Raw genomic sequence first — 24,827 nt, 5'->3', positions numbered from 1 at the left:
GGACGCTGATTTATGGCTGAACCTCGATCGCTTAAACTGATCCGGCGGTTACCCCATTGCCCGCCTCATCCAGGGCCAACCCAAATTTTGCCCCTGACAGCGGGCGATCGCACCCGCACCCGCCATCACTTCACGGTTGGCACCATCACCCTAACCCTCGCCCTCCCACGGGGAACCGGACTTCAAGCCGGAGACTATCTCGAAGCCGAAACCGGTGAGATTGTCCAGATCACAGCCCAGCCCGAACCCGTGTTGACGGTCACCGCTCCCGACCCCACCACACTGCTGCGGGCAGCCTATCACTTGGGCAATCGCCACGTCCCCCTTGAAGTGACCGCCAACCACCTCAGATTCAGCCCCGATCCCGTCCTCGCACAGATGCTCGACCATCTAGGGGCAACGGTCACGGCAGAAACAGCCCCCTTTTATCCAGAGGCTGGCGCGTATCACAACCACGATCACGCCTAAAAATGACAAAGACCCATTCAAAAAATGAGGGTAGCGTGAGCCTCTGGCTCCTGGTTGACTCATCCCCGATCCAAGATTCACTCATCTTCAGGTTTGGACTCGGTTAAGGTTACGGGATGAGGCCGATCAACCGTGTTGGAAAATGGCCATAAAAGCGGCCCGGAGTCTACGCCTACCATAAGCATCCCGTATTGCTGCTACCTTCCGGTCCTGACAAGATTTGGGCGTTACGATCGCATCGATCCGAGCCACTTTTCAGCATACCATATGAAGTCAGGCCTTAACTACCGGCGGTATCCATCGGCTGGGTTTTTTCCAGCGATCGCTGTTGACGCTTCTTGCGATCGGCTTCCATCACATCATCAAGCACCTCACGAGCCTGCGCCAGTTTTTCGAGGTTACTTCGATACAGTTCGAGATCCTTCGAGAGCTTCTCAATGGGCAAATGTAGAGCTTCTCCCATTTCTTTCAACGTGCTGAAATCTGGAGAGACTTCACCCGTTTCGCTCGCCGCTTCCACAAGACTATAGAGGCCAATCCCAAAGAGGCGGCTATATTTGAACAATTGATTAAACGCGATCGCCTTCAACGTTTCATAAAGCAGTTGCGCCCCCTCTTGCGACGCTAACGCACTACTCCAATTAGCCAACTGCTCCACCGTGACCGGGCTGCAATTGGCGCGTAACTGTTCAGCATCGTGGCGAAACTGCTGGGGATCACGCCCCACTGAGCGACAAAGTGCTTGAAAAATAGATTCCTTATCCTGCTCAGGCTGATAACCGGCCATAAAGCGCTCATAGGCCGTCACGACCCCCAGCGCAAAAATAGGGTCGTAGTTGAAATTCACATTTACCGACAGCAAATGCATCTCGACCATCAATTCCTCGATCACCCGTCGATAGATCGAGTTGATAGGACGAGTATGGTAAGTATAAAAATCTCGTTTTGTATCCGAAACAGTACGAACAGTATCCACAGAGCCAACTTTAAGATGAGACGGTGGTTCTATTGTCGCACACGGTCTTCTGTTTTTGTTGAGCATCCGGCAAGGGACTAATGCCGATCAATAGAATCGATAACGAGCCTTTGGGTTTCTCCAAGGTACTTACTGCCCTATCCCTTGATAACCCAGCACCGGATCAACAGTACGCAACCGAGAATGGCACGGGGTTAGGGTCCTGAAGTAATCAGTCGCGGCGGTTTTCCTGAATTTTCCTGGGCAGCCAACCGAAAAAAATTCTCGGCCAAAAAATTGGCCGAGAATGATTCATCAGGGTGCATCTACCACTTCACCCTTTCCCTCGCCCGACTTCTGATCCGGAGACTTTTCTGAAACTCATAAATGGGGCTAACATAGCTAGACTTGACGATATAGATGTTTCCTTTTATTAGACGATGTTATCTAGGGCTACAAACTCGCCAAGACGCGGATTAATTGATCCATTTCGGCGGGGAGGGTGAGGTAGTGGACGCAGGCACGGACACAGTCGGGGCTGACGATGGTGCGCAGGTAGAAGCCTTGTTGTTCGAGGGCTTGGACGAGTTGTTTGTGGGGAATGTCGGCTTTGAGGCGGAAGGAGACGAGGCCGGCATCGGGGGGGGTGGTGCGCAGGCATTGCACCTTGGGGAGGAGGGAGAGGCCTTGCCAGAGGTATTCGGCGTTTTTTTGGATTTGGAGTTGGCGTTCTTCGGCGGTTCCCCATTTGGCGTGGGTGGCGATCGCAGCCCGTAACCCGGCATAGAGGGGATAGGCCGAAGTCGCCACTTCAAAGCGTGTCCCGTTGGGTTTCCAGCCCGTGGGCATCCCGGTGCTGTCCATGGTGATCCCCCGCCAACCGATGTAGGTGGGGGCGATGGTTTCGAGGGCTTCCGGACGCACAAACAGACCGCCTACTCCCGCCGGGCCACAGAGCCATTTGTGCCCCGTGAAGGCGTAGAAATCCACCCCCGACTCCAACAACTTCAACGGCATTGACCCTACGGACTGGGCCGCATCGACGAGCAATTGCACGGGGCGATCGCTTGTGCTGCGGCTGCGGCAAACAGCGACAATTTCCTCCAGGGGCAAGACCTGGCCCGTATTCCAGAGCAGATGAGAGATCACCACCAGGCGCGTACTGGGTTGAATATGTTGGTCAATCACCACCGCCGGATTGCCCCGGTTCAGGGTCGCCATAATCGGGCAGGTGGAGACGCGCACTTGAAAGCGCCGGGCGATTTCTTTGATGATCGCAATGATGCCCGGATGTTCACAATCGGTGATCAAAATATGATCCCCCGCTTGCCAGGGAATCCCCCAGAGGGCGATATTGCAGCCCGCTGTGACGTTTTCGGTCAGGGTAATCGTGTCGGGGACTGTGCCGAGTTCTGTGGCGAGGGCGGCCCGCATCGCTGCACTTTCTTGCATCACCCAATCGTTGACCTTGCTGGAAAATGGCCCCTGTTGCTGCACATATTCATAGGCGCGATAGATGGCTTCCATCGCGGTTTTTGGCATTGTCCCTTGACCCCCAAAGTTGAAGTAGGCTTTGTTCACGAGGCCGGGAAACTGTTGGCGGTGACGTTGGAGGGGAGAGGTGGCGGCGGGGTTCATGGTCATGGAGAGCAGGGCCAGATGAGAAACATCAGTTTCATGGGCTAAAGGCAAGCAAGCCTAAGGTTGCAACGGCTAGCCCATGACACCCTCAAGTGTACCGAACTCTGGGGGTTTGTTAATTGGCTCCGGCGAGTCTGTAGAGAATCGCCCGCAGGATGAGCAGGGATAGCCCTGTGGTGATCAGGGCGATCGCACCCATGCCCACCACCAGCGCGACTAAAAACCAGCGATCGCGCCGTTCTCGGATCGGCCCGCTGGCCATGTGGGTTTCTAAGAGGGCGAGGTTTTGGACATTGGCTTTCCAGGCCACATCAAAGAAGTCTCCCACCGCCGGAATCGTCCCCACTAAGGCATCAATCAGCAGGTTGACCACCATTCGCCCCAGGGTGGCGGGGGCCGTGCCGAGGCGATAGGCCTGCCAAATGATGTAGGTGGACACGCCTAAGCTGATGTAGTCCCCAGCGGCGGGGAGTAAGCCCAAAATTGGATCAAGGCCGAGGCGAATATCCGTGCCGGGGATGGCGATCGCTTCATCGAGGAGGCGGGTTAATTTGCGGAGCCGTTCGAGGGTGGCGGTTTCGGGGGAGGGGTTGGAGGTGGTGGGGGTTGGGGCGGGGTTGGGGGTGGGCATAGTCAGGAAATTTAGGGAGAGTCGTGATACATTGGCCGATATTTAACACGAAAGGACAACGGCTGCCTTATGTTCACTCTCGAAAAACCGATGACCGAGCAAGACTTGTTGGCTCAACTCGATGCGATCGTGGACGAGCATCACCTCCTCAAGCATAAGTTCTATCAACTCTGGAACGAGGGCAAACTGACCCTGACGGCGCTGCAAGAATACGCCAAGGAGTATTATCACCAAGTCCACTTTTTCCCCACCTATGTGAGTGCAACCCACGCGGCCTGTGATGATTTGTCCGTGCGACAAATGCTTCTTGAAAACTTGATCGAAGAAGAGCGCGGCGCGAACCATCACCCGGAATTGTGGCTGCGGTTTGCCGAAGGTTTGGGGGTGGATCGTGACGCGGTGCTGAACCACGAACCGGCCCAGGATACAAAGGCATCAGTGCAAACGTTAAAAGCCTTGTCCCGCTCGGAAAATCCGGCGGTGGGGATGGCGGCACTCTATGCCTATGAATCCCAAATTCCGGCGGTGTCCACGACGAAAATCGCGGGCTTGAAGGCGTATTACGGCATTGATGGCGATGCGGCGTTGTCGTTTTTCCAAGTTCACGAACAGGCGGATGAAGTTCACAGCCAAATGACGCGGGATGCGATCGCAAAACTCTGCACCACCCCAGAGGATCAAGCGGCCGCGATTAACGCCACTGCAACCGCTGTGCAGGCCTTAAACCAACTCCTCGACGGCGTGTACGCAGCCCACTGCTAAGGGTGATCCCCCTCAATCCCCCTTGAAAAGGGGGAAGTAGATTAGAAAGTCGTAGGGTGGGCAATTGCCCACCCTACCGACGTTTGAGGGATGTTTGCTGCTCGGTTGTGAATGGCCTAACCGTCCAAATCGGCTTCCATGGCGGTGGCGAGGACGGTGCGGGTATTGGCGCGGAATTCCGCCACATCGACGCGGGCCAGGAGTGCGATCGCCACGATCATACTAATCGACTGCAACAGAAACACCGCCCCGTAGGCCAAAAGGGGGATTTGGAACAGACTGCGACTGACATCGAGAATCACACCGCCGGAAAAAATCGCGAGACCACGGGCGATCGCCTGGGATAACCCCCACGCCCCGACAAACGTGCCCGCCGTTTCCGCCGTTGTCAGATCCAGCATGAGATTAATCGAGCCAATCGTCGTCATCCCCGCCGCAATTCCAAACAGGATCATCGCCCCCTTCAGCACCTGCGCTTCCTGGGTGAATCCCGCCAGAATAATCAAAATAAAACACACCGCCACCAACCCGCAGCCCCATTTTGTCACCTGTTTTTTGCCAAACCGGGGAATGAGAAAAAAGCCCGTGGCACTGTACCCCAGCAAAATCCCAATCCCCCAAAACGAATTGAGGGCCGTTGTTTCTCCGATCGCCATCCCGAACACCTCGCCGCCGTAGGGTTCTAACACCGCTTCTTGGAGAAAGAGGCCGATGGTCAAAATCAGGAGGAAACTAAAGAAAATTCCGGTTTGGCGGTTCGTGGTGAGGAGGCGGATCGTGTCTTGGAGGGTGACGCTATCCTCGCGGCGGTGACTGGCGGAGCGGCGTTGAAAGCGGGAATAGGTGCGCTCGATGCCCCAGGTGGCGATCAGGGCGAGGCCGAAAAAGATAACAGGCACAGCGGTGAACAGGGCGGTGATTGGCCCGTAGAGGGTGGTGAGGGGATCGCCGAGGTCTTCGGGGATGAAGATTTTGCCCCAAATCGCCCCACCGATGCCACCGATCACAATCCCCACCATTAGTTTTGACCAGACGATCGCCACGAGTTTTGATCGCTTACTTTCGTCGGATACATCCACGAGCAACGCGGTGAAGGGAATCGAGCAGGCACTCACCGCCAAGCCGTAAACCAGGAAAATCATACTCAATGCGATCGCCCAGCCCAAAATCGCTGGGTCTTGCCATGACCATTGACCCGCAGCGGCCACGGCTCCCCCCAATTGCCACACCACCTGCACCGCCAACCACACCATAATTCCCATCATCACCACCCCCAACCGCACGTAGCCGGTGCGATAGAGACCCCACAACGGGCGAGAATCCGAGAGTTGCCCAAACCAAACCCGCGCCGGTGAGACGAGATAGGGCAGCGCGATCGCACCAGCCGTCACCCAGCCGGGAATCCCCAACTCGCTAATCATGACGCGATTGAGCACCGCCACCGTGAGGACGGACATGAGGCCCAACCCCAGGTTAAACAGCCCCAAACGGAGAATGGTGAATAGACCCAGATCAGGCGGTAGGTCGGGGTTAGGATCAACGGCGGTTAAGGAAGAATCAACAGTCATGGTGGGTTCGCTGCAATGTCAATGAAAAAGCTAAACGGGATCAAATGAAAGGTTAAGCACGAGCAGGGCAGTGGCGCGATCGCCTCTCGTCACAATACTTTAACGCCAAAACCATCTCAGCACAGCGACAAAATAATGCTCTCAACTCTATACTGGTTCTGTCCTGTTTCCGATGACTGCACGCCCTACCGTAGCCTGAATCCCTTGCAATTCCGGACAAAACTGTCGATTATTTAGTGAGTTCCGCTAAAATAGCCCTACAGATTCATCGCCCACCATTCTATTACCCAGCATTGCCCATGAATCGCTCTCAATTGACCCCGGTTTTAACCGTTATCTGGCTGACATTGTTGGCCGGTTGTGGATTTATCAACTCCATCAATCCCTTTGCTACGGAGGAGCCAGTCCCGGCTCCTGTGGCGGTTGACCCCAATGCCGTCCCCGCTGACCCGAATGCTGCCCCCGCCGATCCCAATGCTGCCCCGGCTGACCCGAATGCTGCCCCCGCCGATCCCAATGCTGCCGCTCCTGCTGCCGCTCCTGCTGCTGCGCCCAACGTGCCCCCGTCCCAAACTCCATTCCGCGATGCGGTGAATGAAGCCATGGCCGCGGCCAATGCGGTGCAAACGGCCCAAGATGCAGCGGCGTGGCAAGCGGTTGTGACGCAGTGGCAAACGGCGATCGCTCTGATGCAACAAGTGCCTGCGGGTGACCCGAACTACGAAACTGCCCAGCAGAAGGTGACGGAATACCAAGGCTATTTAACCTACGCTCAACAGAACGCCGCTCAATAATGAATCTGGATCAAGGCTGACGAGGAGGAGCGAGCGATCGCCCTCCTCCACCGTCGCGCCGACTGTGATTCAAGATTCTTTTTTGCTAAACTTGTAGATCCGGGTGTGTACCTGTTATAGTAAGCAAAGACGACGCGGGATAGAGCAGTCTGGTAGCTCGTCGGGCTCATAACCCGAAGGTCGGTGGTTCAAATCCGCCTCCCGCCATTTAAAAAAAGGCACTGTTTTTAGAACGGTGTCTTTTTTGATGGGTGATTTCTGTTTTACTGAGCAGCGAGCTAGAAGCTCGCACTCCAGAGCATCAATGTCATGGTTAATCACGATACCGGCAATTGGGAATTTAAAGCAGCGAGCTAGAAGCTCGCACTCCAGAGCATCAATGTCATGGTAGTGTGAGCCTCTGGCTCACTCACCCCAAACAAAATCCGACCGCCATCTTCTGTTTTACGGAGCAGCGAGCTAGAAGCTCGCACTCCAGAGCATCAATGTCATGGTTAATCACGATACCGGCAATTGGGAATTTAAAGCAGCGAGCTAGAAGCTCGCACTCCAGAACATCAATGTCATGGTAGTGTGAGCCTCTGGCTCACTCACCCCAAACAAAATCCGACCGCCATCTTCGTGTTTTACGGAGCAGCGAGCTAGAAGCTCGCACTCCAGAACATCAATGTCATGGTTAATCACGATACCGGCAATTGGGAATTTAAAGCAGCGAGCTAGAAGCTCGCACTCCAGAACATCAATGTCATGGTAGTGTGAGCCTCTGGCTCACTCACCCCAAACAAAATCCGACCGCCATCTTCGTGTTTTACGGAGCAGCGAGCTAGAAGCTCGCACTCCAGAACATCAATGTCATGGTTAATCACGATACCGGCAATTGGGAATTTAAAGCAGCGAGCTAGAAGCTCGCACTCCAGAACATCAATGTCATGGTAGTGTGAGCCTCTGGCTCACTCACCCCAAACAAAATCCGACCGCCATCTTCTGTTTTAAGGTCACAACCTCAGATTTCGGATCACAAGGGGCCGCAGCCCCTGAGCAATCCCTGTGATTATCCCTCAAGCCCCACATTCCGCAGGGAGCGATCCAAGAGTTCGATGGGATGGTAGAGCGCGATCGCATCGCCTCGGCCCTGTAAATGTTTGCGGATTTGCAGCGAACAGCCGGGATTGGGAGACGCGATCAAATCCGCCCCCGTATTGAGCAGATTCGCCACCTTTTGCTGTCCCAACTCATCGGCCACCTCTGGCTGAAGCAGGTTATACACCCCCGCACTGCCGCAACAGAGCGCCGCATCCACAGGCTCGCGCAGCGTCACCCCCGGAATTTGCTGCAACAGTTGGCGGGGTTGGCTCGTAATCCGTTGGCCGTGGATCAGATGACAGGCATCTTGATAGACCACGGCTAATTCGCCATCGGTCAACGGCGACAGGGGCGCGGTTAATCCCACTTCCGCGAGAAATTCATGGACATCGCGCACCTTCGCTGAAAATGCCGCACCGCGATCGCGATCGCCCGCATCATGGCGCAAAATATGTTCGTATTCCTTCAAGGTATGACCACAGCCCGCCGCATTAATCACGATATAATCCAAATCCAGATCCGCAAAACTCGCCACCATCTGCCGGGCGAGATCCGCCGCTTGGGCCTCTTGTCCTTGGTGGGCCGGGAGTGCCGCACAGCAACCCTGGGTTTTCGGAATCACCACTTCGCACCCATTGGCCGTCAACACCCGCGCCGTCGCCTCATTCACCGGCGAGAAAAACAACCGCTGCACACAGCCCAGCACCATCCCGACGCGATAGCGTTTCTCCCCCTGGGCCGGGATCACGTCCGGTAATTGATCCGAAAAAATCATCCCCCAATTCAGCCGGGGCAAAATCGATTCCATCGCCGCCAACCGGGGAAAGAGTTGCTTTAAAATCCCGGTCTGGCGGACGATCGCTTGTAACCCGCTCACCTGATAGAGCCAGAGAAATACCAACAACGGCCGCAACCGAGCCGGATAGGGAAAGAGGTTGAAAATGAGCGATCGCAAGCCCCGTTCCCACCCATTGCGGGGCTGGTTCCGTTCCACCTGGGGCCGCGTCGCCGCGATTAATTCGTCATATTTCACCCCCGACGGACAGGTAGACACACAAGCCAAGCACCCCAGACAACTATCAAAATGTTGGCTTGTCGCCGCATTTAACGGAGTTTCTCCCTTGTTGATCGCATCCATGAGGTAAATCCGACCGCGAGGCGAATCCATTTCTGTCCCCAAAACACGATAACTAGGGCAGGTCGATAAACAAAATCCGCAATGAATGCAGGTATTGATCAGGTCGGGGCGGGGCGGGTCTTGGGCATCAAAACCATCGTGACCGCCTAGGTCTGTAATCCCCGCATCGAGGGGCGCATTGAGAAAAGACTGAGGATTGGAGGAAGTCGAGGACGTTGACATAGGAAGTGGGAAACAACGAGCAACAGCGGGCAGGGCATTGCACCCGTAGCCGTTTTCGTAGTGTAGCAGTGAGTTTTCAGGAGGGGGGCGATCGCAGCAAGGAGCAAAATCATGTTGCATTCCAGATTTTTGGTCTAAAAAAAATTAGCATAGGGAGCATCTCCCCTCGGTAAAGCCCATGTCAAGCATTTACGACAATATTGAACAGCCCCTCTTGCCGGAATTACGAGCCTATCTGAAGCAGGCCTATCGGGCGGATTTTTGCGTGGGCTACTTTAACCTGCGGGGCTGGCAACAGCTTGACCGGGATATTGAACCGTTTGAGGGGGGCGAGCGCACCTGTCGCTTGTTGGTGGGGATGTATCGCCTGCCGAGCGATGTGCTCCGGCGGGATTTAGCCATTGGTTTAAAGCCGGATCGAATCGATCGGGGGCAGGCGATCGCCTTGAAAGCGCGGATGGCTGAGGAATTTCGGCGGCAACTGACCTATGGTGCGCCCACGGTGGCCGATGAAGCGGGGTTAAAACGACTGCGATCGCAACTTCTCACCGGTAAACTCCAGGTTAAACTTTTCCTGCGCCATCCCCTCCACGCCAAGCTGTATCTGATTTATCGCGACGATCGCGCCACGCCGATCCTTGGCTATGTGGGCAGCAGTAACCTCACCTTTTCCGGGTTGAGATCCCAAGGGGAACTGAATGTGGAAGTGGTGGATCGTGATGATACCCAAAAGCTCGAACAATGGTTTGTCGAGCGGTGGGAGGATAATTTTTGTCTGGATATTACCGCAGAACTGGCAGACATCATCGATCGCAGTTGGGCGGGGCGATCGCTCAAACCCTACTATATTTATCTCAAAATGGCCTATCACCTCTCCCAGGAAGCACGGGACGGTCTGAGCCAATACCGCGCCCCCACTGGGTTTGGTCTGTTGTCTTTTCAGGAAGCAGCGGTACAGGTGGCGGCAAAAAAGTTAAACAGTCGCGGCGGGGTGATCATTGGTGACGTGGTGGGATTAGGAAAAACTTTAGTGGGGACAGCGATCGCCTATCTCTATCAAGAAGACCACGGCACGAGCACGCTGATCATCTGTCCTAAAAATTTAGAAAAAATGTGGCAGGGCTATATAGATCGCTACGGTCTTGCGGCCAAGGTGGTTCCCCTCAGTCGTGTTGTTCAAGAGTTACCCAATATTCCCGCCCGTTTCCGTCTGGTGTTGATTGATGAAAGCCACAACCTCCGCAACACCGACGGCAAACGCTACCAAGCGATCAAAGACTATATCGAAACCAGCGGCAGCCGCTGCATCTTACTCACCGCCACGCCCTACAACAAAACCTATCTTGATCTCTCGGCTCAGTTACGGCTTTTTCTGCATTCTGATGCAGATTTAGGGATTAAACCCGAAGCCTATGTGCGCACCTTGGGCGGTGAAATGGAGTTTCGGCGTAAACATTCCGCTACACCCGTCCGATCGCTCCTCGCCTTTGAGCACAGTACCGAGCCGGAAGATTGGCAACAACTGATGAGCCGCTACATGGTGCGCCGGACGCGCAGCTTCATCAAAAAAACCTATGGCCATCAGGACGGAGAACGGTCGTATCTCCAATTTCCCAACGGCGATCGCGCCTACTTCCCCCGACGGCGACCCCGCACGGTACGCTTCACGATGGGCGACCCCCACACCGATTCCTACAGCCGCTTGTATGGCGATCGCGTCGTTGATGTGATCAATGCCCTGCGTCTTCCCCGGTATGGTCTGGGCCAATACATCGCCCCCGAACCGAACCCCCCCGCCAATCCCCCCGAAGCCCAACAACTGGCTAACCTGTCCCACGCTGGACAGCGGTTGATGGGATTTTGCCGTACCAATTTATTTAAACGCCTAGAAAGTAGCGGCGCAGCATTCTTGCAGTCCATCGAGCGGCATTTACTCCGCAATGAAGTGTACTTGTATGCGATCGCTCACGATCTCCCCCTCCCGATCGGCTCCCAGGACGCGGCCTTACTCGACACCCAAGATGCCGATCCCGATGCGCTCCTACAGCAGGATTGGGAAGACGAGTCAGAGGTGGAGGATCGCGATTCCCAGCTCGGTTCCCCCTTTGGCCAACGGGCCGCCGCGATCTATGACCGCTATCGTGAGCAATACCCGCAGCGGTTTAAATGGTTGCGGGCGAATCTTTTCGGGCCACAACTGGCGGAACATTTAGCCGACGATGCCCAAGCCCTGCGGAGTATTCTCAACCTCGCGGGGGAGTGGAACCCAGCGACCGATCGCAAATTAGCGGCCTTGGTGAATGTCCTCCAAGGGCAGCATCCCAACGAGAAAGTGCTGATTTTCACCCAGTTTGCGGACACGGCAAAGTATCTAGGGGAGGCATTAGCAAACCAGGGCATTGAGCGGCTAGCGGTGGCGACGGGCCAATCCTCCGACCCCACGGCCCTAGCGTGGCGATTTAGTCCGGTGAGTAATCAACGACCGATCGCACCCCAGGAGCAGATACGGGTCCTCATCGCCACTGATGTGCTCAGTGAGGGGCAAAACCTTCAGGACTGCGCGATTATTTTAAATTACGATTTGCCTTGGGCGATTATTCGGCTCATTCAGCGGGCGGGGCGGGTCGATCGCATCGGTCAAGAGGCAGTAGATATTATGTGCTATTCATTTTTACCGGCGGATGGGGTGGAGCGGTTGATTAATTTGCGGGGGCGATTGCGCGATCGCCTCCAGGAAAATCAGGACGTGGTGGGAACCGATGAGGCTTTTTTTGAGGACGAGCAAAGCCGCGAAATGCTGTTAAATCTGTACCATGAACGATCCGGGGTCTTGGATGAGGAGGACGAAGACGGCGAAGTTGATCTCACCTCCGAGGCGTTGCAGATTTGGCAAAGTGCGATCGCTGCCAATCCCCGGCTCAAAGCAGAAATCGAAGCCCTGCCCGATGTGGTCTATGCCACCCGTCCCCACGAACCCACCGGCCTTGATCCCGAAGGGGTCTTACTCTATCTGCGCACCAACAGCGGCACCGATGCCCTCGCCTGGGTGGATCGCCACGGCAACAGCGTCACCCAATCCCAGATGCGGATCTTGCGGATGGCGCGATGCAGCCTCGACACGCCCCCGCTACCGCGCGATCGCGACCATCACGAACTCGTCAAGCGTGGCGGCGAACTGATCACCGAGCAGAGCAAAACCCTACCGGGAACCCTCGGCAATCCCCGCAGCGCCGCCGCCCGCACCTACAATCGCCTCTTAGCCTATAGCCAACATCGCCGCGAAACCGAGCCACTATTCACCCAAGGCAAGGAATGGGAGACCTTAGAGCGGGCCATTGAAGGCATCCATCAATACCCGTTAAAACAGCAGGCGATCGCCCGTCTGAAGCGAGAATTACGCTCCGGCATTAGCAATGAACAACTGGCGCATTTAGTCCGCGTCCTCTGGGAGGAAAACCTGTTATGCGTGATGGACACAGAAGAACAGCAGCCAGGGGCGCAGGTGATTTGCTCGCTGGGGTTGTTTCGGGGCTAGCTCTCTGCTCCTGCGGGCTACTGCTGATACACAAACTGCTACCCCAGTGCTGACACTCTCGCCGATCCCCCCCAGCCCCCCTTTGTGAAGGGGGGAGCCGTTCAAAGTTCCCTTTGTGAAGGGGGGAGCCGTTCAAAGTCCCCTTTGTGAAGGGGGGAGCCGTTCAAAGTCCCCTTTGTGAAGGGGGGAGCCGTTCAAAGTTCCCTTTGTGAAGGGGGGAGCCGTTCAAAGTCCCCCTTTGTGAAGGGGGGAGCCGTTCAAAGTTCCCTTTGTGAAGGGGGGAGCCGTTCAAAGTCCCCTTTGTGAAGGGGGGAGCCGTTCAAAGTCCCCTTTGTGAAGGGGGGAGCCGTTCAAAGTTCCCTTTGTGAAGGGGGGAGCCGTTCAAAGTCCCCCTTTGTGAAGGGGGGAGCCGTTCAAAGTTCCCTTTGTGAAGGGGGGAGCCGTTCAAAGTTCCCTTTGTGAAGGGGGGAGCCGTTCAAAGTCCCCCTTTGTGAAGGGGGGAGCCGTTCAAAGTCCCCCTTTGTGAAGGGGGATTTAGGGGGATCGCTCGCAACTTAGGCCAACATTTGAACGTTATGTATAAGCAGTAGCTCCTACGGGAGAAGGGCTGGGGATGAGGGCAACGCAAGGTTTTAGGGTAGATTGAGACAATTGAGAGAGGTTTACCATCATGTTGAATCGCAGTCGGGCGCAACGGTATTTAACGGGGTTTGAGTTTGAGGCCCTGTTTTTGGAGGAATTGGGATGGGATCGGGTGGATGGGCCGGGGTTGCCGCTGGCACTGGAGGCGGAAACCTTCGAGGTCATCCCGATCGCGCAAAAACGCGGTTTTGTGGTGTATCAGTGCATCCGGGCTGAGATGCCCGCGCCGAAGCAACGGAAACAACTGGCGAGCCGCCTCAAGGAATACAGTCAGGCGCATTTGTTGGTGTTTGGGGATGGGGGGCGGACGGCTCAGGATTGGCTGTGGTTGAAGCCGGAACCGGGGCAGCGGGCCAAGGTGCGATCGCAGTCCTATCGCGTCGGCCAAAGTGCGGAGCCGTTGCTGCAAAAGTTAGAGGCGTTGGTGATTGATTGGAACGAGGAAGACCAGTTAACCCATGTGGATGTGACCCAAAAGGTGAAAAAAGGGTTTGACATTGAAGCGGTTACGAAGCAGTTTTTTCAAGATTTTGAGGGGTTGCACGCTGATTTTTGTGGCCAGATGGAGGGGATTGGCGCGATCGCAGATCGGCGGTGGTATGGTTCGGTGTTGCTCAATCGGTTGATGTTTGTCTATTTTTTGCAGCGTCGCTATTTTCTCGATCGGGGCAATGCGAACTATTTACAGGACAAATTACAGGGGTGTCAGGCGCAGGGTGAGAATTTCTACGGGTTTTTGAAGGATTTATTTTTTGAAGGGTTTGCGAAACCGGAGTATGAGCGCAACCCGGCTATTCGCCAGCAGTTAGGCAAAATTTGTTATTTGAATGGCGGTTTATTTTTGCGGCATCCCATTGAGGAAAAATATCCCGATATTACGATCAAGGATGAAGCGTTTCAGGCGGTGTTTAATTTGTTTGCGCGGTATTCCTGGCATTTGGACGATCGCCCGGATAAAGACCCGCTGGAAATTAACCCGGATGTGTTGGGCTATATTTTCGAGAAATATATTAACCAAAAGGAGTTTGGAGCCTACTACACGCGCCCGGAAATCACGGAATATCTCTGCGATCGCACGATTAAAACCTTAATTCGGGAGCGGTTGGGCTGTGAGGATGTGGTGTATGCGGCGTTAACTCCGGAGGAGTGTGAGCGGTTATTGGTGGAGATTTTGCCGGGATTAACGTTGCTCGATCCGGCCTGTGGATCGGGGGCGTTTTTGGTGGCGGCGATGAAGACGTTAATCGCGGTTTACGAGGGTGTGGTGGCGCGGGTGCAGCGGTTTGACCCGACGGAAAAAATCGGGGTTTGGTTACAGGAGGTGGCTCGGCATCCGTCGTTAGAATATTACGTGAAGAAGCGGATTATTACGGACAATCTCTATGGTGTGGACATCATGGAGGAGGCGACGGAAATCGCGAAGTTGCGGTTATTTTTGGCGTTGGTGGCGGCGGCGAAACGGGTGGAAGATTTGGAGCCGTTGCCGAATATTGATTTTAATATTATGGCGGGTAATTCGTTGATCGGGTTGATTCGGGTTGATGGGGAGGGGTTCGATCGTTTGGGGGGTGGGCGACAGTTTGGCCACGATCCAACGCAGAAAAATCTATTGGGGCCGACGGCAATCCAGGGGAATTTATTGTCAGGGTTGGCGGCTTCGGAATATGAGGCGATTTTAAAGGACAAAAACAAAAGTATTGCGCTGTACAAAAAACACGCTTTTCAGGCGGTGGATGAAGATTTGCCACAGGAAACGCGCTTGTTGCAGTTACGAAATCACATCGAGAAGTTAAATCAAGCGTCGCAGGCTAAATTAAATAAACTGTTATTAGATGAATTTGGTCAAAATCTGGGGATTCAGTATGAGGAGGCGCAGTTAACGGGGAAGGCGAAAAAGCGGTTATTAGACATTGCAGATATTGAGGCGTTGAAGCCGTTTCACTGGGGCTATCATTTTGATGCGGTGTTTAAGCGGGGCGGGTTTGATGCGATTATTGCTAATCCACCCTGGGAGGTGTTTAAACCCAATGCGAAGGAATTTTTCGCCAAATATAGCGACTTGGTAACGAAGAAAAAGATGGATATCAAGGCGTTTCAAAAGGCAAAGAAAAAGCTTTTAGAAGATCCAGAGATTGCCCAGGCTTGGAATGACTACCAGAGCCAATTTCCCCACGTTAGTGCCTATTATCGTTCGTCGGAAGATTATGCAAATCAGATTTCAATTGTCAACGGTCGCAAAGCCGGGACGGATATCAATCTTTATAAGTTATTTTTAGAGCGTTGTTTTAAACTATTGCGACCGCGTGGACGCTGTGGGATTATTTTGCCCGCAGGCATTTATACGGATCTTGGTTCAAAGCAGCTTCGAGAAATGCTATTTTCTCAATGTCAACTAGATAGCTTGTTTGGACTATCTAATGAAAAATTTATTTTTGAATCAGTTCATCACGCTTTCAAGTTTTCTTTATTAGCATTTCAAAAGGGAAATTATACTGAAGGGTTTGATGGCGTTTTTCGTATTAACCCACGAGAAGCGATCAGACCTAGCGAATTGGGTGATTTTCTTTATGATAAAGATGAAAAAATTCACTTATCAGTTTCGCTTGTGCGTCGCTTGTCACCAGATTCGCTGTCTGTGATGGAGTTTAAGCAGCCGATTGATATTGTCATTGCTGAAAAAATGCTGAAATTTCCCCTCTTGGGCGAAAAAATCGAGGGCAAATGGAATCTAAAACTAACCCGTGAATTTGATATGACGAATGATAGTCATCTTTTCAAACCTGAACCTGCACCGGGACGGCTCCCCCTCTACGAAGGCAAAATGATCCACCAATTTAATCATCAATTTGCCCAGCCGCGCTATTGGGTTGATGAACAGGAAGGACGCAAGGCAGTTTTAGGAAAAAAAGCAGTTGATCAGGGGCAAAAATTGGATTATCAAGGCTATCGCTTAGGCTTTCGAGATGTTGCTTCTAGCACCAATGAGCGAACAATGATTTCAACAATTTTACCGCCTAAGATTTTCACAGGTAATACATTAATTACATCTATGAATTTTCTTGATCATCGAGAATTAATTCTAGTATCTGCCATTTTAGATAGCTTTATAGTTGATTCTATATTGAGACAAAAAGTGACGGCTCATTGCAATATGTTTTATGTTTACGCAACACCAATCCCTCGCCTCCAAGCAGGTGATTCGTGGTTTGGGGAGATTTGCGATCGCGCTGCGCAATTGATTTGTACCACCCCGGAATTTGATGACCTAGCCGCCGCCGTTGGTCTCGGTTCCCACCAGAACGGCAGCACCAACCCCGCTCACCGCGCCCAACTCCGCGCCGAACTCGACGGCATCATCGCCCATTTGTATGGCTTAACCGAAGCAGAATTTAGCCACATCCTCAGCACCTTCCCCATCGTCCCCGACGACACCAAAACAGCCGCATTAAATGCCTATCGAGCACAAAGCAAACCACAAAAAAACTCAGGAAGTGATAATTGACGAATAGATTTGAAGTAATGACACCCCTGAACTTTACCGTTCGCACATCAGAAGAATACTGGCAAAAAATAATCTTGAAACATCCTGATATTGCTGATCTAGAACTAGAAATTCAACAAACCTTATCGAACCCTGACAAAATTCGCCGCAGTAGTCATGATCCTAATGTGCTGCTGTTTTACCTCATTCTCAAAGAAAAACGCTGGGTAGCTGCTGTTGCTCGTCGTTTAAACGGAGATGGTTTTTTGATCACAGCCTATCAAACTGATGCAATCAAAGAAGGAGAAACCCTATGGCACAAGTAAGAATCTACTACGAACCTGAAATGGAACTGCTCACCGTTTTCTGGCAACCTCCCCGCAAAAATCAAATCGCCACAGAACTCGGCAACGGCATCATTTTGATCAAAGACTTAACCACAGGCGAACCCATCGGGATCGAACTTCTCTCCTATCGTCCCAACGATAATCGCCTCGATACCGTCACCGTCGAAATGGGTTCACTCACAAAAATAGCAGAACCCCTCTGAACCAGCAGCCGATCCGATCTAGAGGCATACCCGCGCGATCGCCCCATAACCCATGACACCCGACCATGAACCTTAAAGAAAAATTACAACAAAAACGCGCAGACATTTTCAACCTAGCCATCAAATATGGCGCATATAATATCCGCATCTTTGGCTCCGTTGCCAGAGGTGAAGCTGATGCCGAGAGTGATATTGACTTTTTAGTTGAACTAGAAAAAGGACGCAGCTTACTCGATTTAGGCGGCTTACTCATGGAATTACAAGACCTGCTTGAATGTCCCGTTGATGTTGTCACCGAGCAGGGACTCCGTAGCAGGATTCGTCACCAGGTTCTTCAGGAAGCTATCCCCCTATGAGACGCGATCGTGAAAAATTATTAGACATCGCAGAACAACTTCCGATTTTGAAACAAAATATCCAAAGCATCCTTCAATCCCTGGATTGATGCCGTCACTGGGCAGCCGATGGAGCGCGATCGCGCCACTGCCTCGATTTTTTTGCGAAAAATGTCACCCCGAACGACATTCCCAGTCCACAACTTCTTGACCCCTGCGATTACTATTGAAATGACACGAATCCCCTCAGATTCTGCCCATGACCCCCACCACTGCCGCCCCCCTCAGCCTCGAAGCGTTCCTAGAAACCGCCGACCTTGAAACATCCTCCGCGTGGGAATATATCGACGGCGCAGCCCATCAAAAACCGATGCCCCAACCCCACCATTCCCGGCTGCAACTCAAACTCGCCACCGCCATCAACCACAGCGCCGAATCGTTAGCCATTGCCGCCGCCTTTCCAGAACTGCGCTGCACCTTCGGGGGGCGCTCCCTCGTTCCGGATATTGCCGTGCTGCGGTGGGCAAACATCCCCTTCACCCCCACAGGTGAACTCAATACCGCCGCCATTCTCACCCCTCCAGATTGGACGATCGAAATCCTCTCCCCCGGCCAATCCACCACCAAAGTGATGAGTAATATCCTCTTCTGTCTGGCCGCCGGAAGTGAATTAGGGTGGCTCATTGACCCCGGCGATCGCGCCGTTCTCACGCTTCATCCGCCCCAACAGATCACCATCTACCGCGACGATCAACCCCTCCCCACCCTCTCCGATCTTGCGCTCGACCTCACGGTGAACCAACTCTTTCAATGGCTCACGTTGGGTCGCTAGGAAGTGCGATCGCACCTCTCTCCTAACTTTTTTCTCAAAATCCAGCACCCACCGGAACTCAACCCGTATGATTTAGAGAAACACGCGCAAAACAGCACATTGATTAGGGTGGTGAGTGATGGCCTTTAAAATACTTTGTCTTGATGGGGGAGGGATGCGCGGCGTGCTGTCCGCCCAGCTTTTAGCCTTGATCGAAGCAGAATTGCTCCAACAAACCGGCAAGCGCATCCATGATTACTTTGACCTGATCGCCGGAACCTCCACGGGGGCAATCCTTGCGGCAGGTCTCGCCCTGGGGACAAGCAGCGAACAGATGATGCAGCTTTATCTGCAAAAAGGGCGGCGGATTTTTCCCTATCAGGGCTATTGGGGCTATTTCGCGCCCCAACGCTTGCCCTTAGTCTTGCAACATGGCTTGTCGGCCCCCAAATTTTCCCACGCGGGCCTAGAATCTGTCCTCAAAGAACAATACGGCCAGCGCACTCTCGCGGATCTGCAACGCCAGACCCCCAAACTCCTGATCACCGCCTACGATACGATGCTACGTCACCCCGTGATTTTTAAAAGTTGGGAAGCGGCGTGGTATTCCCAGAGCAAGGTGTGGGAGGCGGTGATTTGTTCGGCTTCGGCTCCGACATTTTTTCCCTCCTATCCACTTCAGGCCAATGGTTACAGTTGCTCCCTGGTGGATGGGGGCGTGGGGGCGAATAATCCGAGTACCTGTGCGATCGTGGCGGCGTTAAAGCTGGGCTATGCCCTCAAAGATTTGCGGATTTTATCGATTGGGACGGGGGAAAGTACGACGGGCTATCCCTACAAAGATACGAAACATTGGGGGCTGGCCCAGTGGGGAAAACGGATTGCCGATGTGCTGATGGATGCGCCCCAGGATGTGATGGAAGAGACGGCGCAGCAGGTGGTGACCTTGGGCGATCGCTATCCGAACCACTACATCCGCCTTCAGCCGAAACTCACCGCCGACAGTCTGCACCAATGGCTCGACCCCGAACACCTTGCCCAACTTCGCCGCGATCTCAAGGGCAAACGCCTCCAAGTCTGCGAAGATATTGATGATGCGAGTCCGGAAAATATGCAAATTTTACAGGCCCTCGCCACGGGCTATTTTCACAATCAAACCCTCCGCATCCCGACTTCGTACCACCAAACCCGCGAAATCACGATCACCGAAGCCCTGCAAGCCTGGGTGAGTAGTGTGGTGTTGTCAGAGCGGGATGGGTTTGCAATGGAGGAGTGGCGATGAAGGGGCGCGATCGCTGGCCGATGGGGATCATTTTGGGGAGTTTACTGCTGGCGGGTTGGCCGGCGGTGGGTTGGGCGATGCCGGAAATTGTGATCTCGGCGGGGGTGGATATTCCGGGGCTGGGCCGGGGGGAATCCTTTTTACCAACGGCAGAGCGGCTGGTGTTGCGACTGAGCGATCGCCGTGTGGACTACTACCACGGCGAAACCCTGATCGTGTCCTATCCTGTTGCCGTCGGGCGCTCAGGCTGGGAAACCCCTACGGGGGAATTTCACGTCCGCCAAAAGGTGGCGAACCCCACCTGGCAGCATCCGTTTACCAATGCGATCGTGCCGCCGGGGCCGGATAATCCGTTGGGGGCGCGGTGGATCGGGTTTTGGACGGATGGGACGAATGCGATCGGCTTCCATGGCACGCCGGACGAGTCGCTCATTGGTCAAGCGGTGTCCCATGGCTGTGTGCGGATGCGGAATGCGGATATTGAGGCGTTGTTTGCAGCGGTGACGCTGGGCACACCGGTGATCGTGGAACCGTGAGGGAGGCGATCGCACTGGGGCTGGGGCGGTTCATCCACAGGGGCAAGGGCCTAAAGCCGCCTTGTCACAGGGGTAATCCAGTGCGGGGATCTGATTTAATCGGGAAGCGTCGCCAAGATTCGCAATAATTGAAACAAACCCCCCTGAAGTCATTGCCCATGTCTGCCGTCAATCCCTCCCTGCATCTTCTCCAACAACAGGCTGCGTCTCTGCTGCTCTATCGTGATGTGGTGGCACAACCGATCGCGCAACAGTTTTTACAGCTTTTAACGACCCTCCAAGGCGGCAACGCCACCCAATCGCTCCAGGCCTATGGGCAATGGTTTGCTGCGATCGCCGCCACGGGCAAGAGTTGGCCCGCGTTGATCACGGCCGCCATTTTGCGATCGGATAATCCCTTTAGTCAGGCGGCGCAACGGCATCCCTTCCCAGCGATTAACCCGACTTTATCAGCTGCCGCTCGCCATGATCTCCACGCCTTGCAACAATTGGCCCACTGCGATCCGGCTCAGCTTGCCCACTGGGTGCGGGCGGTGTGTAAGTTGCCCCAGTCTCCGGTGATTTGGACGGGAGACGACGGAAAAACGCTCTTGAGTGATTGGCACTATTGGCCAGATGCGATCGCGCCCCTCGCCCAGCATTACCAGCAGCAAGGGGTCGGAAAATGGGGACAGTATCGGGCGTTCCGGTGGCAAGGAGGCGCGTTGCACGGAATTGCCAACCCCGACCCGGTGCAGTTGCCGCAGTTGGTGGGCTACGACGACCAAAAAGCCCAACTGATCAGCAATACGGAGTATTTATTACAGGGATTACCCGCGTTGCATGTGTTGCTTTACGGTAGTCGGGGGTCGGGGAAATCGTCGCTGATTAAAGGGTTGCTAACGGCCTACGGCGATCGCGGTCTCCGCCTCATTGAAGTCGCCAAAGCCGAGTTGCACAATCTCCCGGCAATCCTCGATCCCCTCCGCAACCTGCCGCAAAAGTTCATTATTTTTGTGGATGACCTGTCCTTTGAAGAAGATGACGAAGCCTTTAAATCCTTAAAAGTGGTGCTTGAAGGCAGCGTCACGGCTCGCCCGGCGAATGTGGTGGTCTATGCCACCTCCAACCGTCGCCATTTAATCCGCGAATTCTTTGAAGACCGCCCCCGTCCAATGGAGCGCGAAGAGGTTCACAGTTGGGACACGGTACAGGAAAAGTTGTCCTTTAGCGATCGCTTCGGCCTCACCCTCACCTTTGGCCCGGCGGATCAAGATTTGTATTTAGCGATCGTCCGCCATCTCGCCCAAGCCGCAGGCCTCGACATCCCCCCCGATGACCTCGATTTCCGCGCCCGCCAATGGGCCACCCGCCACAATGGCCGCTCCGGCCGCACCGCCCGCCAATTCATCGACCACCTCCGCGCCGAACGGGGCCACAATCCTCGCAGCATCGGCGCAGAGAGGCGCGGCATAGACTGGCTAAATTGAGGGCAATATCAGCGTGGGGCAAGGTTCCCCCGGTCATCGCAAAAACATCACCATCAAAATATTCATAGCGCAAGTCTTGTTGGGCTTCCCACTCAAAATAGGCTTGGGGTGTGAGGTGGGGTGGGCGTGGGCTTGCCGGGTGTGTCATGGCGCATTCCCTAGCAATGCTGCTTTGATTGTACGCGATCGCATCCTGAACCCCTGCCAGCGAAAAGGGTTGGCGTGGGCCAACCCTGGATTGAATCGGTGGTGTGGGTGCGATCGCTAGACCGCTTCGAGATTTTCTTCGCCAGTCCGAATCCGAATCGTTTTTTCAACGGGGGTCACAAAGATTTTCCCGTCTCCAATCTCACCCGTTCTAGATGCCGCGATGATTTTTTCCGTCACCATGGCCACTTGGCTATCTTCCACAACTAGCTCCACCTTGAGCTTTTGGAGAAATTCCACCGTGTATTCTGAACCCCGATAGCGTTCCGTTTGCCCCTTTTGGCGACCGAAACCGCGCACTTCGGAGACCGTCATTCCCACGATGCCTGCATTGACAAGGGCGATTTTGACTTCATCGAGCTTGAAAGGCCGGATAATAGCTTCTACTTTTTTCAAGATGACAACTCCTTAACGATCAATTAAGTCCTATTTAATGATGCTTCACTCACAACAAACCCTAACAGCTTGCGTGAGTTCCTTTTGTTGGCTGACGTACAATCCAACCGTGATATCTTCCCACAATTGAGGAATTATGAGAGTCTGACACGCCGCCATCGGTACGACCGAGGGGGGAACAGAGTGATTCAGAGGCTAGATTTACGTTACAGCGTCTCTGTGAGCACGAAGCTCAACCCTTAAGATAGAACGAGTTTTTCAATTTCGAGCCACTTTTACGGAGAATTTTAGGAATTGACAACAATTGAGGCGGTCAAGGGGCAGAATGGTCGGAGGAAGAGGGCTTTTTTCGCCAAATCCAGAGAAAATTGGTGATCATGCTCAACCCCACAGAGGTGAAGGTGGCGAGGAGGGCCGCGAGCAGATAGTAAACACCGATCGCATCAAACAGGTTCACGCCCCCCCACCAAACGACGAAACTGCCAAAGTTGGTGACGTGGTATTGCCAAAAGCGTTTCCAGGTGGGGGCGGGATGGCCGAAGACCCAGCGATCGTTGAGGAAAAAGCGAATGATCGTGGTCAGTTCGGCGGCGATCAGGGAGGCGATCGCCACGGAGAAGCCGGCCACTTCCTTGAGGACGTAGAGCAGGGGAAAGTTAAACCCAGTGAAAAAAAGACCCACAATCCACCACCGCACCATGGGTTTGGCGAAAAATTGGTTGACGCGGGTTTTGAGGGGAAGGGAAGTCATGGGAGATTTAGCGAGAGGGCGATCGCGGCACAGTCGAACGGGAAGACCGGTGGGGCACAGCCAGGACAACAACTCCAGCGAGGGTTAATTCAGCACGACGGAGCACCTGAGCCGCTGCTTTTACCGTTGCTCCCGTAGTATAAATGTCATCGAGCAAGAGGATCGGCCGTTTCGGTAAACGACGGCGAAAATCCGGGCCGAGGGTGAAGGCTCCGGCGATGTTGCGCTGGCGTTCTTGGGCGTTGAGTTGGAACATGGCTTGGGTGGCGCGGCTGCGTTCGAGACCCTGGGCGGCGAGGGGGAGATGGGCGTAATGACAAAAGTGACGGGCTAACAGTTCGGCATGGTCAAAGCCCCGCTCTTGGCGTTTGGCGGCGTGCATGGGGAGGGGGACGACGATGGGGCGCAGCTTGGGCGGGGCTTGGGCGAGCCAGGCAGCGGCGAGCCAATGACCGAGGGGGCGGGCCAGTTGGGGGTTGTTTTTGAATTTGAGGGCGGCGATCGCCTCGCGCAACCCCTCACGATAGGTTCCCCAGGCGAGGATTTTTTGGGGTTCGGGGGGGTGCGATCGCTGACAGGCCTGCACCCGCTGCTGACAATCGGGACAGAATACCGTTGCCGCCGTTTGGTAACACAGGGGGCAAGTCTCTTGAAAAATCAGGGACAACAGCCCCCGGAACCAGGGAAGGGCCATAGGAAGAGGTCAGCAGCTTGCGATACAATGCTGGTGAAATTGTCTAGCATTACACCACAAAACCTATGACTTCGACAAACGATCAACCGCAGAACGGCACAAAAACCCTCGAAGCGATGAAAAGTTTTTCGGAAACCTACGCCAAGCGCACCGATACCTACTTTTGTGTTGATCCGTCTGTCACCGCCGTTGTGATTGAAGGGCTGGCCCGCCATAAAGACGAACTCGGCTCACCCCTGTGCCCCTGCCGCCATTACGAAGACAAAGAAGCCGAGGTCAAAGCCGCCTATTGGAACTGTCCCTGTGTGCCGATGCGGGAACGCAAAGAATGCCACTGTATGCTGTTCATCACCCCCGATAATGACTTCGCCGGCGACCAACAAGACATCACCATGGACGAGTTGATCAAAGCACGGGAAAGTCTGTCCTAACCAGTTCCATGATTCCAAATGCCTTCAGCCAAGCCATTGGCGAATTTCAGCGCCAAGACTTCTACGCCTGCCATGACACCCTCGAAGCCCTGTGGATCGAAGCCCTAGAGCCTGAAAAGCAGTTCTATCAAGGGGTGTTACAGGTGGCGGTGGCTTGCTATCACTTGGAAAACCACAATCAGCGGGGGGCGGTAATGCTCCTGGGGGAAGGGGTGCGGCGGCTGCGGGACTATCAACCGGAGTTTTCAGGGATTGATGTGGATCGCTTGATGGCGACGAGTTTGGCCCTCCTGGGGCAACTTCAGCAGTTAGCCGTTCAGAATGATGCGGCTCAGGGGAACGCAGGGATGGATTTCCCCCTGCCGGACGTGCAATGGCTCGATTCGTCAGGAAAGGGGAACAGCAGCGCGGAAAAGGGAATCTAGAGTATTGGGCCGTTTTTAAC

The 24,827-nt window shown here is 54.2% G+C and carries 23 protein-coding genes, 1 tRNA gene and 1 other RNA gene; 15 read left to right on the top strand and 10 right to left on the bottom strand.

What is annotated here, in order from left to right:
* Positions 1–12: 12 nt before the first annotated feature.
* Positions 13–468 (top strand): urease accessory protein UreE, encoded by a 456-nt coding sequence (gene ureE, locus SPI6313_RS06465; protein ID WP_084668921.1) that lies wholly within the window; start codon positions 13–15, stop codon positions 466–468.
* Positions 469–621: 153 nt separating this feature from the next.
* Here the strand turns inward: ureE and ffs are convergent.
* The 4 genes from ffs to SPI6313_RS06445 all read right to left on the bottom strand — a co-directional run bounded on the left by ffs (position 622) and on the right by SPI6313_RS06445 (position 3,695).
* Positions 622–718: signal recognition particle sRNA small type (ffs, locus tag SPI6313_RS06460), an RNA gene on the bottom strand.
* Positions 719–748: 30 nt separating this feature from the next.
* Positions 749–1,444 carry a photosystem II biogenesis protein Psp29 gene (gene psb29, locus SPI6313_RS06455; protein ID WP_072620262.1) on the bottom strand — a complete coding sequence of 232 codons (696 nt, stop codon included), beginning with the start codon at positions 1,442–1,444 and terminating at the stop codon, positions 749–751.
* A 432-nt stretch (positions 1,445–1,876) separates the two neighbouring features.
* Positions 1,877–3,067: an aminotransferase class V-fold PLP-dependent enzyme gene (locus SPI6313_RS06450; protein ID WP_072620261.1), complete on the bottom strand. Its 1,191-nt coding sequence runs from the start codon at positions 3,065–3,067 to the stop codon at positions 1,877–1,879.
* 112 nt (positions 3,068–3,179) lie between these two features.
* Positions 3,180–3,695, bottom strand: coding sequence for a DUF4112 domain-containing protein (locus SPI6313_RS06445; protein WP_072620260.1), 516 nt, complete (start codon positions 3,693–3,695; stop codon positions 3,180–3,182).
* A gap of 90 nt (positions 3,696–3,785) precedes the next feature.
* Between SPI6313_RS06445 and SPI6313_RS06440 the strand changes: the two genes are divergently transcribed.
* The gene (locus SPI6313_RS06440; protein WP_072623024.1) at positions 3,786–4,457 is read left to right on the top strand and encodes a CADD family putative folate metabolism protein; all 672 of its coding nucleotides are present in this window, start codon (positions 3,786–3,788) and stop codon (positions 4,455–4,457) included.
* A 116-nt stretch (positions 4,458–4,573) separates the two neighbouring features.
* On the opposite strand, the gene SPI6313_RS06435 is transcribed toward SPI6313_RS06440, so the two are convergent.
* A complete protein-coding gene (locus tag SPI6313_RS06435) occupies positions 4,574–6,025 on the bottom strand; it encodes a BCD family MFS transporter (RefSeq protein ID WP_072620259.1) in 1,452 nt (483 codons plus the stop codon).
* 299 nt (positions 6,026–6,324) lie between these two features.
* On the opposite strand from SPI6313_RS06435, the gene SPI6313_RS06430 reads away from it, so the two are divergent.
* Together SPI6313_RS06430 and SPI6313_RS06425 are read left to right on the top strand one after the other, a co-directional pair.
* The gene (locus SPI6313_RS06430; protein ID WP_072620258.1) at positions 6,325–6,819 is read left to right on the top strand and encodes a hypothetical protein; all 495 of its coding nucleotides are present in this window, start codon (positions 6,325–6,327) and stop codon (positions 6,817–6,819) included.
* Positions 6,820–6,952: 133 nt separating this feature from the next.
* Positions 6,953–7,026 (top strand) — tRNA-Met (locus SPI6313_RS06425).
* An 844-nt stretch (positions 7,027–7,870) separates the two neighbouring features.
* Here SPI6313_RS06425 and SPI6313_RS06420 read toward each other — a convergent pair.
* Complete coding sequence (locus SPI6313_RS06420; protein ID WP_072620257.1) at positions 7,871–9,262, bottom strand: (Fe-S)-binding protein; 1,392 nt, start codon at positions 9,260–9,262, stop codon at positions 7,871–7,873.
* A 178-nt stretch (positions 9,263–9,440) separates the two neighbouring features.
* Between SPI6313_RS06420 and SPI6313_RS06415 the strand changes: the two genes are divergently transcribed.
* From SPI6313_RS06415 to SPI6313_RS06375, 9 genes are all read left to right on the top strand, one after another.
* On the top strand, positions 9,441–12,797 hold the full coding sequence (locus SPI6313_RS06415) for a helicase-related protein (protein WP_072620256.1): 3,357 nt from the start codon (positions 9,441–9,443) through the stop codon (positions 12,795–12,797).
* A gap of 670 nt (positions 12,798–13,467) precedes the next feature.
* The gene (locus SPI6313_RS06410) at positions 13,468–16,941 is read left to right on the top strand and encodes an Eco57I restriction-modification methylase domain-containing protein (RefSeq protein ID WP_084668920.1); all 3,474 of its coding nucleotides are present in this window, start codon (positions 13,468–13,470) and stop codon (positions 16,939–16,941) included.
* Positions 16,942–16,958: 17 nt separating this feature from the next.
* Positions 16,959–17,246 carry a hypothetical protein gene (locus tag SPI6313_RS06405; protein ID WP_139276567.1) on the top strand — a complete coding sequence of 96 codons (288 nt, stop codon included), beginning with the start codon at positions 16,959–16,961 and terminating at the stop codon, positions 17,244–17,246.
* Positions 17,234–17,470 (top strand): hypothetical protein, encoded by a 237-nt coding sequence (locus SPI6313_RS06400; protein WP_072620253.1) that lies wholly within the window; start codon positions 17,234–17,236, stop codon positions 17,468–17,470. The genes SPI6313_RS06405 and SPI6313_RS06400 overlap by 13 nt, the downstream gene beginning before the upstream one ends.
* Positions 17,471–17,535: 65 nt before the next feature.
* A complete protein-coding gene (locus SPI6313_RS06395; protein WP_072620252.1) occupies positions 17,536–17,826 on the top strand; it encodes a nucleotidyltransferase family protein in 291 nt (96 codons plus the stop codon).
* A 238-nt stretch (positions 17,827–18,064) separates the two neighbouring features.
* Positions 18,065–18,637: a Uma2 family endonuclease gene (locus tag SPI6313_RS06390; RefSeq protein WP_072620251.1), complete on the top strand. Its 573-nt coding sequence runs from the start codon at positions 18,065–18,067 to the stop codon at positions 18,635–18,637.
* A 118-nt stretch (positions 18,638–18,755) separates the two neighbouring features.
* Entirely contained in the window at positions 18,756–19,898 is a 1,143-nt protein-coding gene (locus tag SPI6313_RS06385; protein WP_084668919.1) for a patatin-like phospholipase family protein, read from the top strand.
* Entirely contained in the window at positions 19,895–20,434 is a 540-nt protein-coding gene (locus tag SPI6313_RS06380) for a L,D-transpeptidase (protein WP_217650752.1), read from the top strand. Before SPI6313_RS06385 ends, SPI6313_RS06380 begins: the two co-directional genes overlap by 4 nt.
* Before the next feature lie 158 nt (positions 20,435–20,592).
* Positions 20,593–21,903: an ATP-binding protein gene (locus SPI6313_RS06375; RefSeq protein ID WP_072620249.1), complete on the top strand. Its 1,311-nt coding sequence runs from the start codon at positions 20,593–20,595 to the stop codon at positions 21,901–21,903.
* Here SPI6313_RS06375 and SPI6313_RS25015 read toward each other — a convergent pair.
* The 4 genes from SPI6313_RS25015 to SPI6313_RS06355 all read right to left on the bottom strand — a co-directional run bounded on the left by SPI6313_RS25015 (position 21,821) and on the right by SPI6313_RS06355 (position 23,951).
* Positions 21,821–22,051 carry a Uma2 family endonuclease gene (locus SPI6313_RS25015; RefSeq protein ID WP_084668918.1) on the bottom strand — a complete coding sequence of 77 codons (231 nt, stop codon included), beginning with the start codon at positions 22,049–22,051 and terminating at the stop codon, positions 21,821–21,823. The genes SPI6313_RS06375 and SPI6313_RS25015 overlap by 83 nt on opposite strands.
* 116 nt (positions 22,052–22,167) lie before the next feature.
* Complete coding sequence (locus SPI6313_RS06365; protein ID WP_072620248.1) at positions 22,168–22,506, bottom strand: P-II family nitrogen regulator; 339 nt, start codon at positions 22,504–22,506, stop codon at positions 22,168–22,170.
* A gap of 313 nt (positions 22,507–22,819) precedes the next feature.
* Positions 22,820–23,257 carry a GtrA family protein gene (locus SPI6313_RS06360; RefSeq protein ID WP_072620247.1) on the bottom strand — a complete coding sequence of 146 codons (438 nt, stop codon included), beginning with the start codon at positions 23,255–23,257 and terminating at the stop codon, positions 22,820–22,822.
* Positions 23,258–23,264: 7 nt separating this feature from the next.
* Positions 23,265–23,951, bottom strand: a complete 687-nt coding sequence (locus SPI6313_RS06355) for a ComF family protein (RefSeq protein WP_072620246.1) — start codon at positions 23,949–23,951, stop codon at positions 23,265–23,267.
* Between the two features lie 65 nt (positions 23,952–24,016).
* Here SPI6313_RS06355 and SPI6313_RS06350 point away from each other — a divergent pair, with 65 nt between their 5' ends.
* Positions 24,017–24,382 (top strand): ferredoxin-thioredoxin reductase catalytic domain-containing protein, encoded by a 366-nt coding sequence (locus SPI6313_RS06350; protein ID WP_072620245.1) that lies wholly within the window; start codon positions 24,017–24,019, stop codon positions 24,380–24,382.
* An 8-nt stretch (positions 24,383–24,390) separates the two neighbouring features.
* Positions 24,391–24,807 carry a DUF309 domain-containing protein gene (locus tag SPI6313_RS06345; RefSeq protein WP_072620244.1) on the top strand — a complete coding sequence of 139 codons (417 nt, stop codon included), beginning with the start codon at positions 24,391–24,393 and terminating at the stop codon, positions 24,805–24,807.
* Positions 24,808–24,827: the final 20 nt, after the last annotated feature.

The organism is Spirulina major PCC 6313 (assembly GCF_001890765.1).
In the GTDB taxonomy this organism is placed as follows: domain Bacteria; phylum Cyanobacteriota; class Cyanobacteriia; order Cyanobacteriales; family Spirulinaceae; genus Spirulina; species Spirulina major.
This window is presented reverse-complemented; position numbering and strand designations above follow the sequence as displayed.

Excerpts from the sequence above, each read along its gene's own strand:
- ureE (WP_084668921.1), top strand. The coding sequence starts at position 13 with ATGGCTGAACCTCGATCGCTTAAACTGATCCGGCGGTTACCCCATTGC.
- SPI6313_RS06450 (WP_072620261.1), bottom strand. The coding sequence starts at position 3,067 with ATGACCATGAACCCCGCCGCCACCTCTCCCCTCCAACGTCACCGCCAA.
- SPI6313_RS06445 (WP_072620260.1), bottom strand. The coding sequence starts at position 3,695 with ATGCCCACCCCCAACCCCGCCCCAACCCCCACCACCTCCAACCCCTCC.
- SPI6313_RS06440 (WP_072623024.1), top strand. The coding sequence starts at position 3,786 with ATGACCGAGCAAGACTTGTTGGCTCAACTCGATGCGATCGTGGACGAG.
- SPI6313_RS06435 (WP_072620259.1), bottom strand. The coding sequence starts at position 6,025 with ATGACTGTTGATTCTTCCTTAACCGCCGTTGATCCTAACCCCGACCTA.
- SPI6313_RS06430 (WP_072620258.1), top strand. The coding sequence starts at position 6,325 with ATGAATCGCTCTCAATTGACCCCGGTTTTAACCGTTATCTGGCTGACA.
- SPI6313_RS06420 (WP_072620257.1), bottom strand. The coding sequence starts at position 9,262 with ATGTCAACGTCCTCGACTTCCTCCAATCCTCAGTCTTTTCTCAATGCG.
- SPI6313_RS06415 (WP_072620256.1), top strand. The coding sequence starts at position 9,441 with ATGTCAAGCATTTACGACAATATTGAACAGCCCCTCTTGCCGGAATTA.
- SPI6313_RS06410 (WP_084668920.1), top strand. The coding sequence starts at position 13,468 with ATGTTGAATCGCAGTCGGGCGCAACGGTATTTAACGGGGTTTGAGTTT.
- SPI6313_RS06405 (WP_139276567.1), top strand. The coding sequence starts at position 16,959 with ATGACACCCCTGAACTTTACCGTTCGCACATCAGAAGAATACTGGCAA.
- SPI6313_RS06400 (WP_072620253.1), top strand. The coding sequence starts at position 17,234 with ATGGCACAAGTAAGAATCTACTACGAACCTGAAATGGAACTGCTCACC.
- SPI6313_RS06395 (WP_072620252.1), top strand. The coding sequence starts at position 17,536 with ATGAACCTTAAAGAAAAATTACAACAAAAACGCGCAGACATTTTCAAC.
- SPI6313_RS06390 (WP_072620251.1), top strand. The coding sequence starts at position 18,065 with ATGACCCCCACCACTGCCGCCCCCCTCAGCCTCGAAGCGTTCCTAGAA.
- SPI6313_RS06385 (WP_084668919.1), top strand. The coding sequence starts at position 18,756 with ATGGCCTTTAAAATACTTTGTCTTGATGGGGGAGGGATGCGCGGCGTG.
- SPI6313_RS06380 (WP_217650752.1), top strand. The coding sequence starts at position 19,895 with ATGAAGGGGCGCGATCGCTGGCCGATGGGGATCATTTTGGGGAGTTTA.
- SPI6313_RS06375 (WP_072620249.1), top strand. The coding sequence starts at position 20,593 with ATGTCTGCCGTCAATCCCTCCCTGCATCTTCTCCAACAACAGGCTGCG.
- SPI6313_RS25015 (WP_084668918.1), bottom strand. The coding sequence starts at position 22,051 with ATGACACACCCGGCAAGCCCACGCCCACCCCACCTCACACCCCAAGCC.
- SPI6313_RS06360 (WP_072620247.1), bottom strand. The coding sequence starts at position 23,257 with ATGACTTCCCTTCCCCTCAAAACCCGCGTCAACCAATTTTTCGCCAAA.
- SPI6313_RS06355 (WP_072620246.1), bottom strand. The coding sequence starts at position 23,951 with ATGGCCCTTCCCTGGTTCCGGGGGCTGTTGTCCCTGATTTTTCAAGAG.
- SPI6313_RS06350 (WP_072620245.1), top strand. The coding sequence starts at position 24,017 with ATGACTTCGACAAACGATCAACCGCAGAACGGCACAAAAACCCTCGAA.
- SPI6313_RS06345 (WP_072620244.1), top strand. The coding sequence starts at position 24,391 with ATGATTCCAAATGCCTTCAGCCAAGCCATTGGCGAATTTCAGCGCCAA.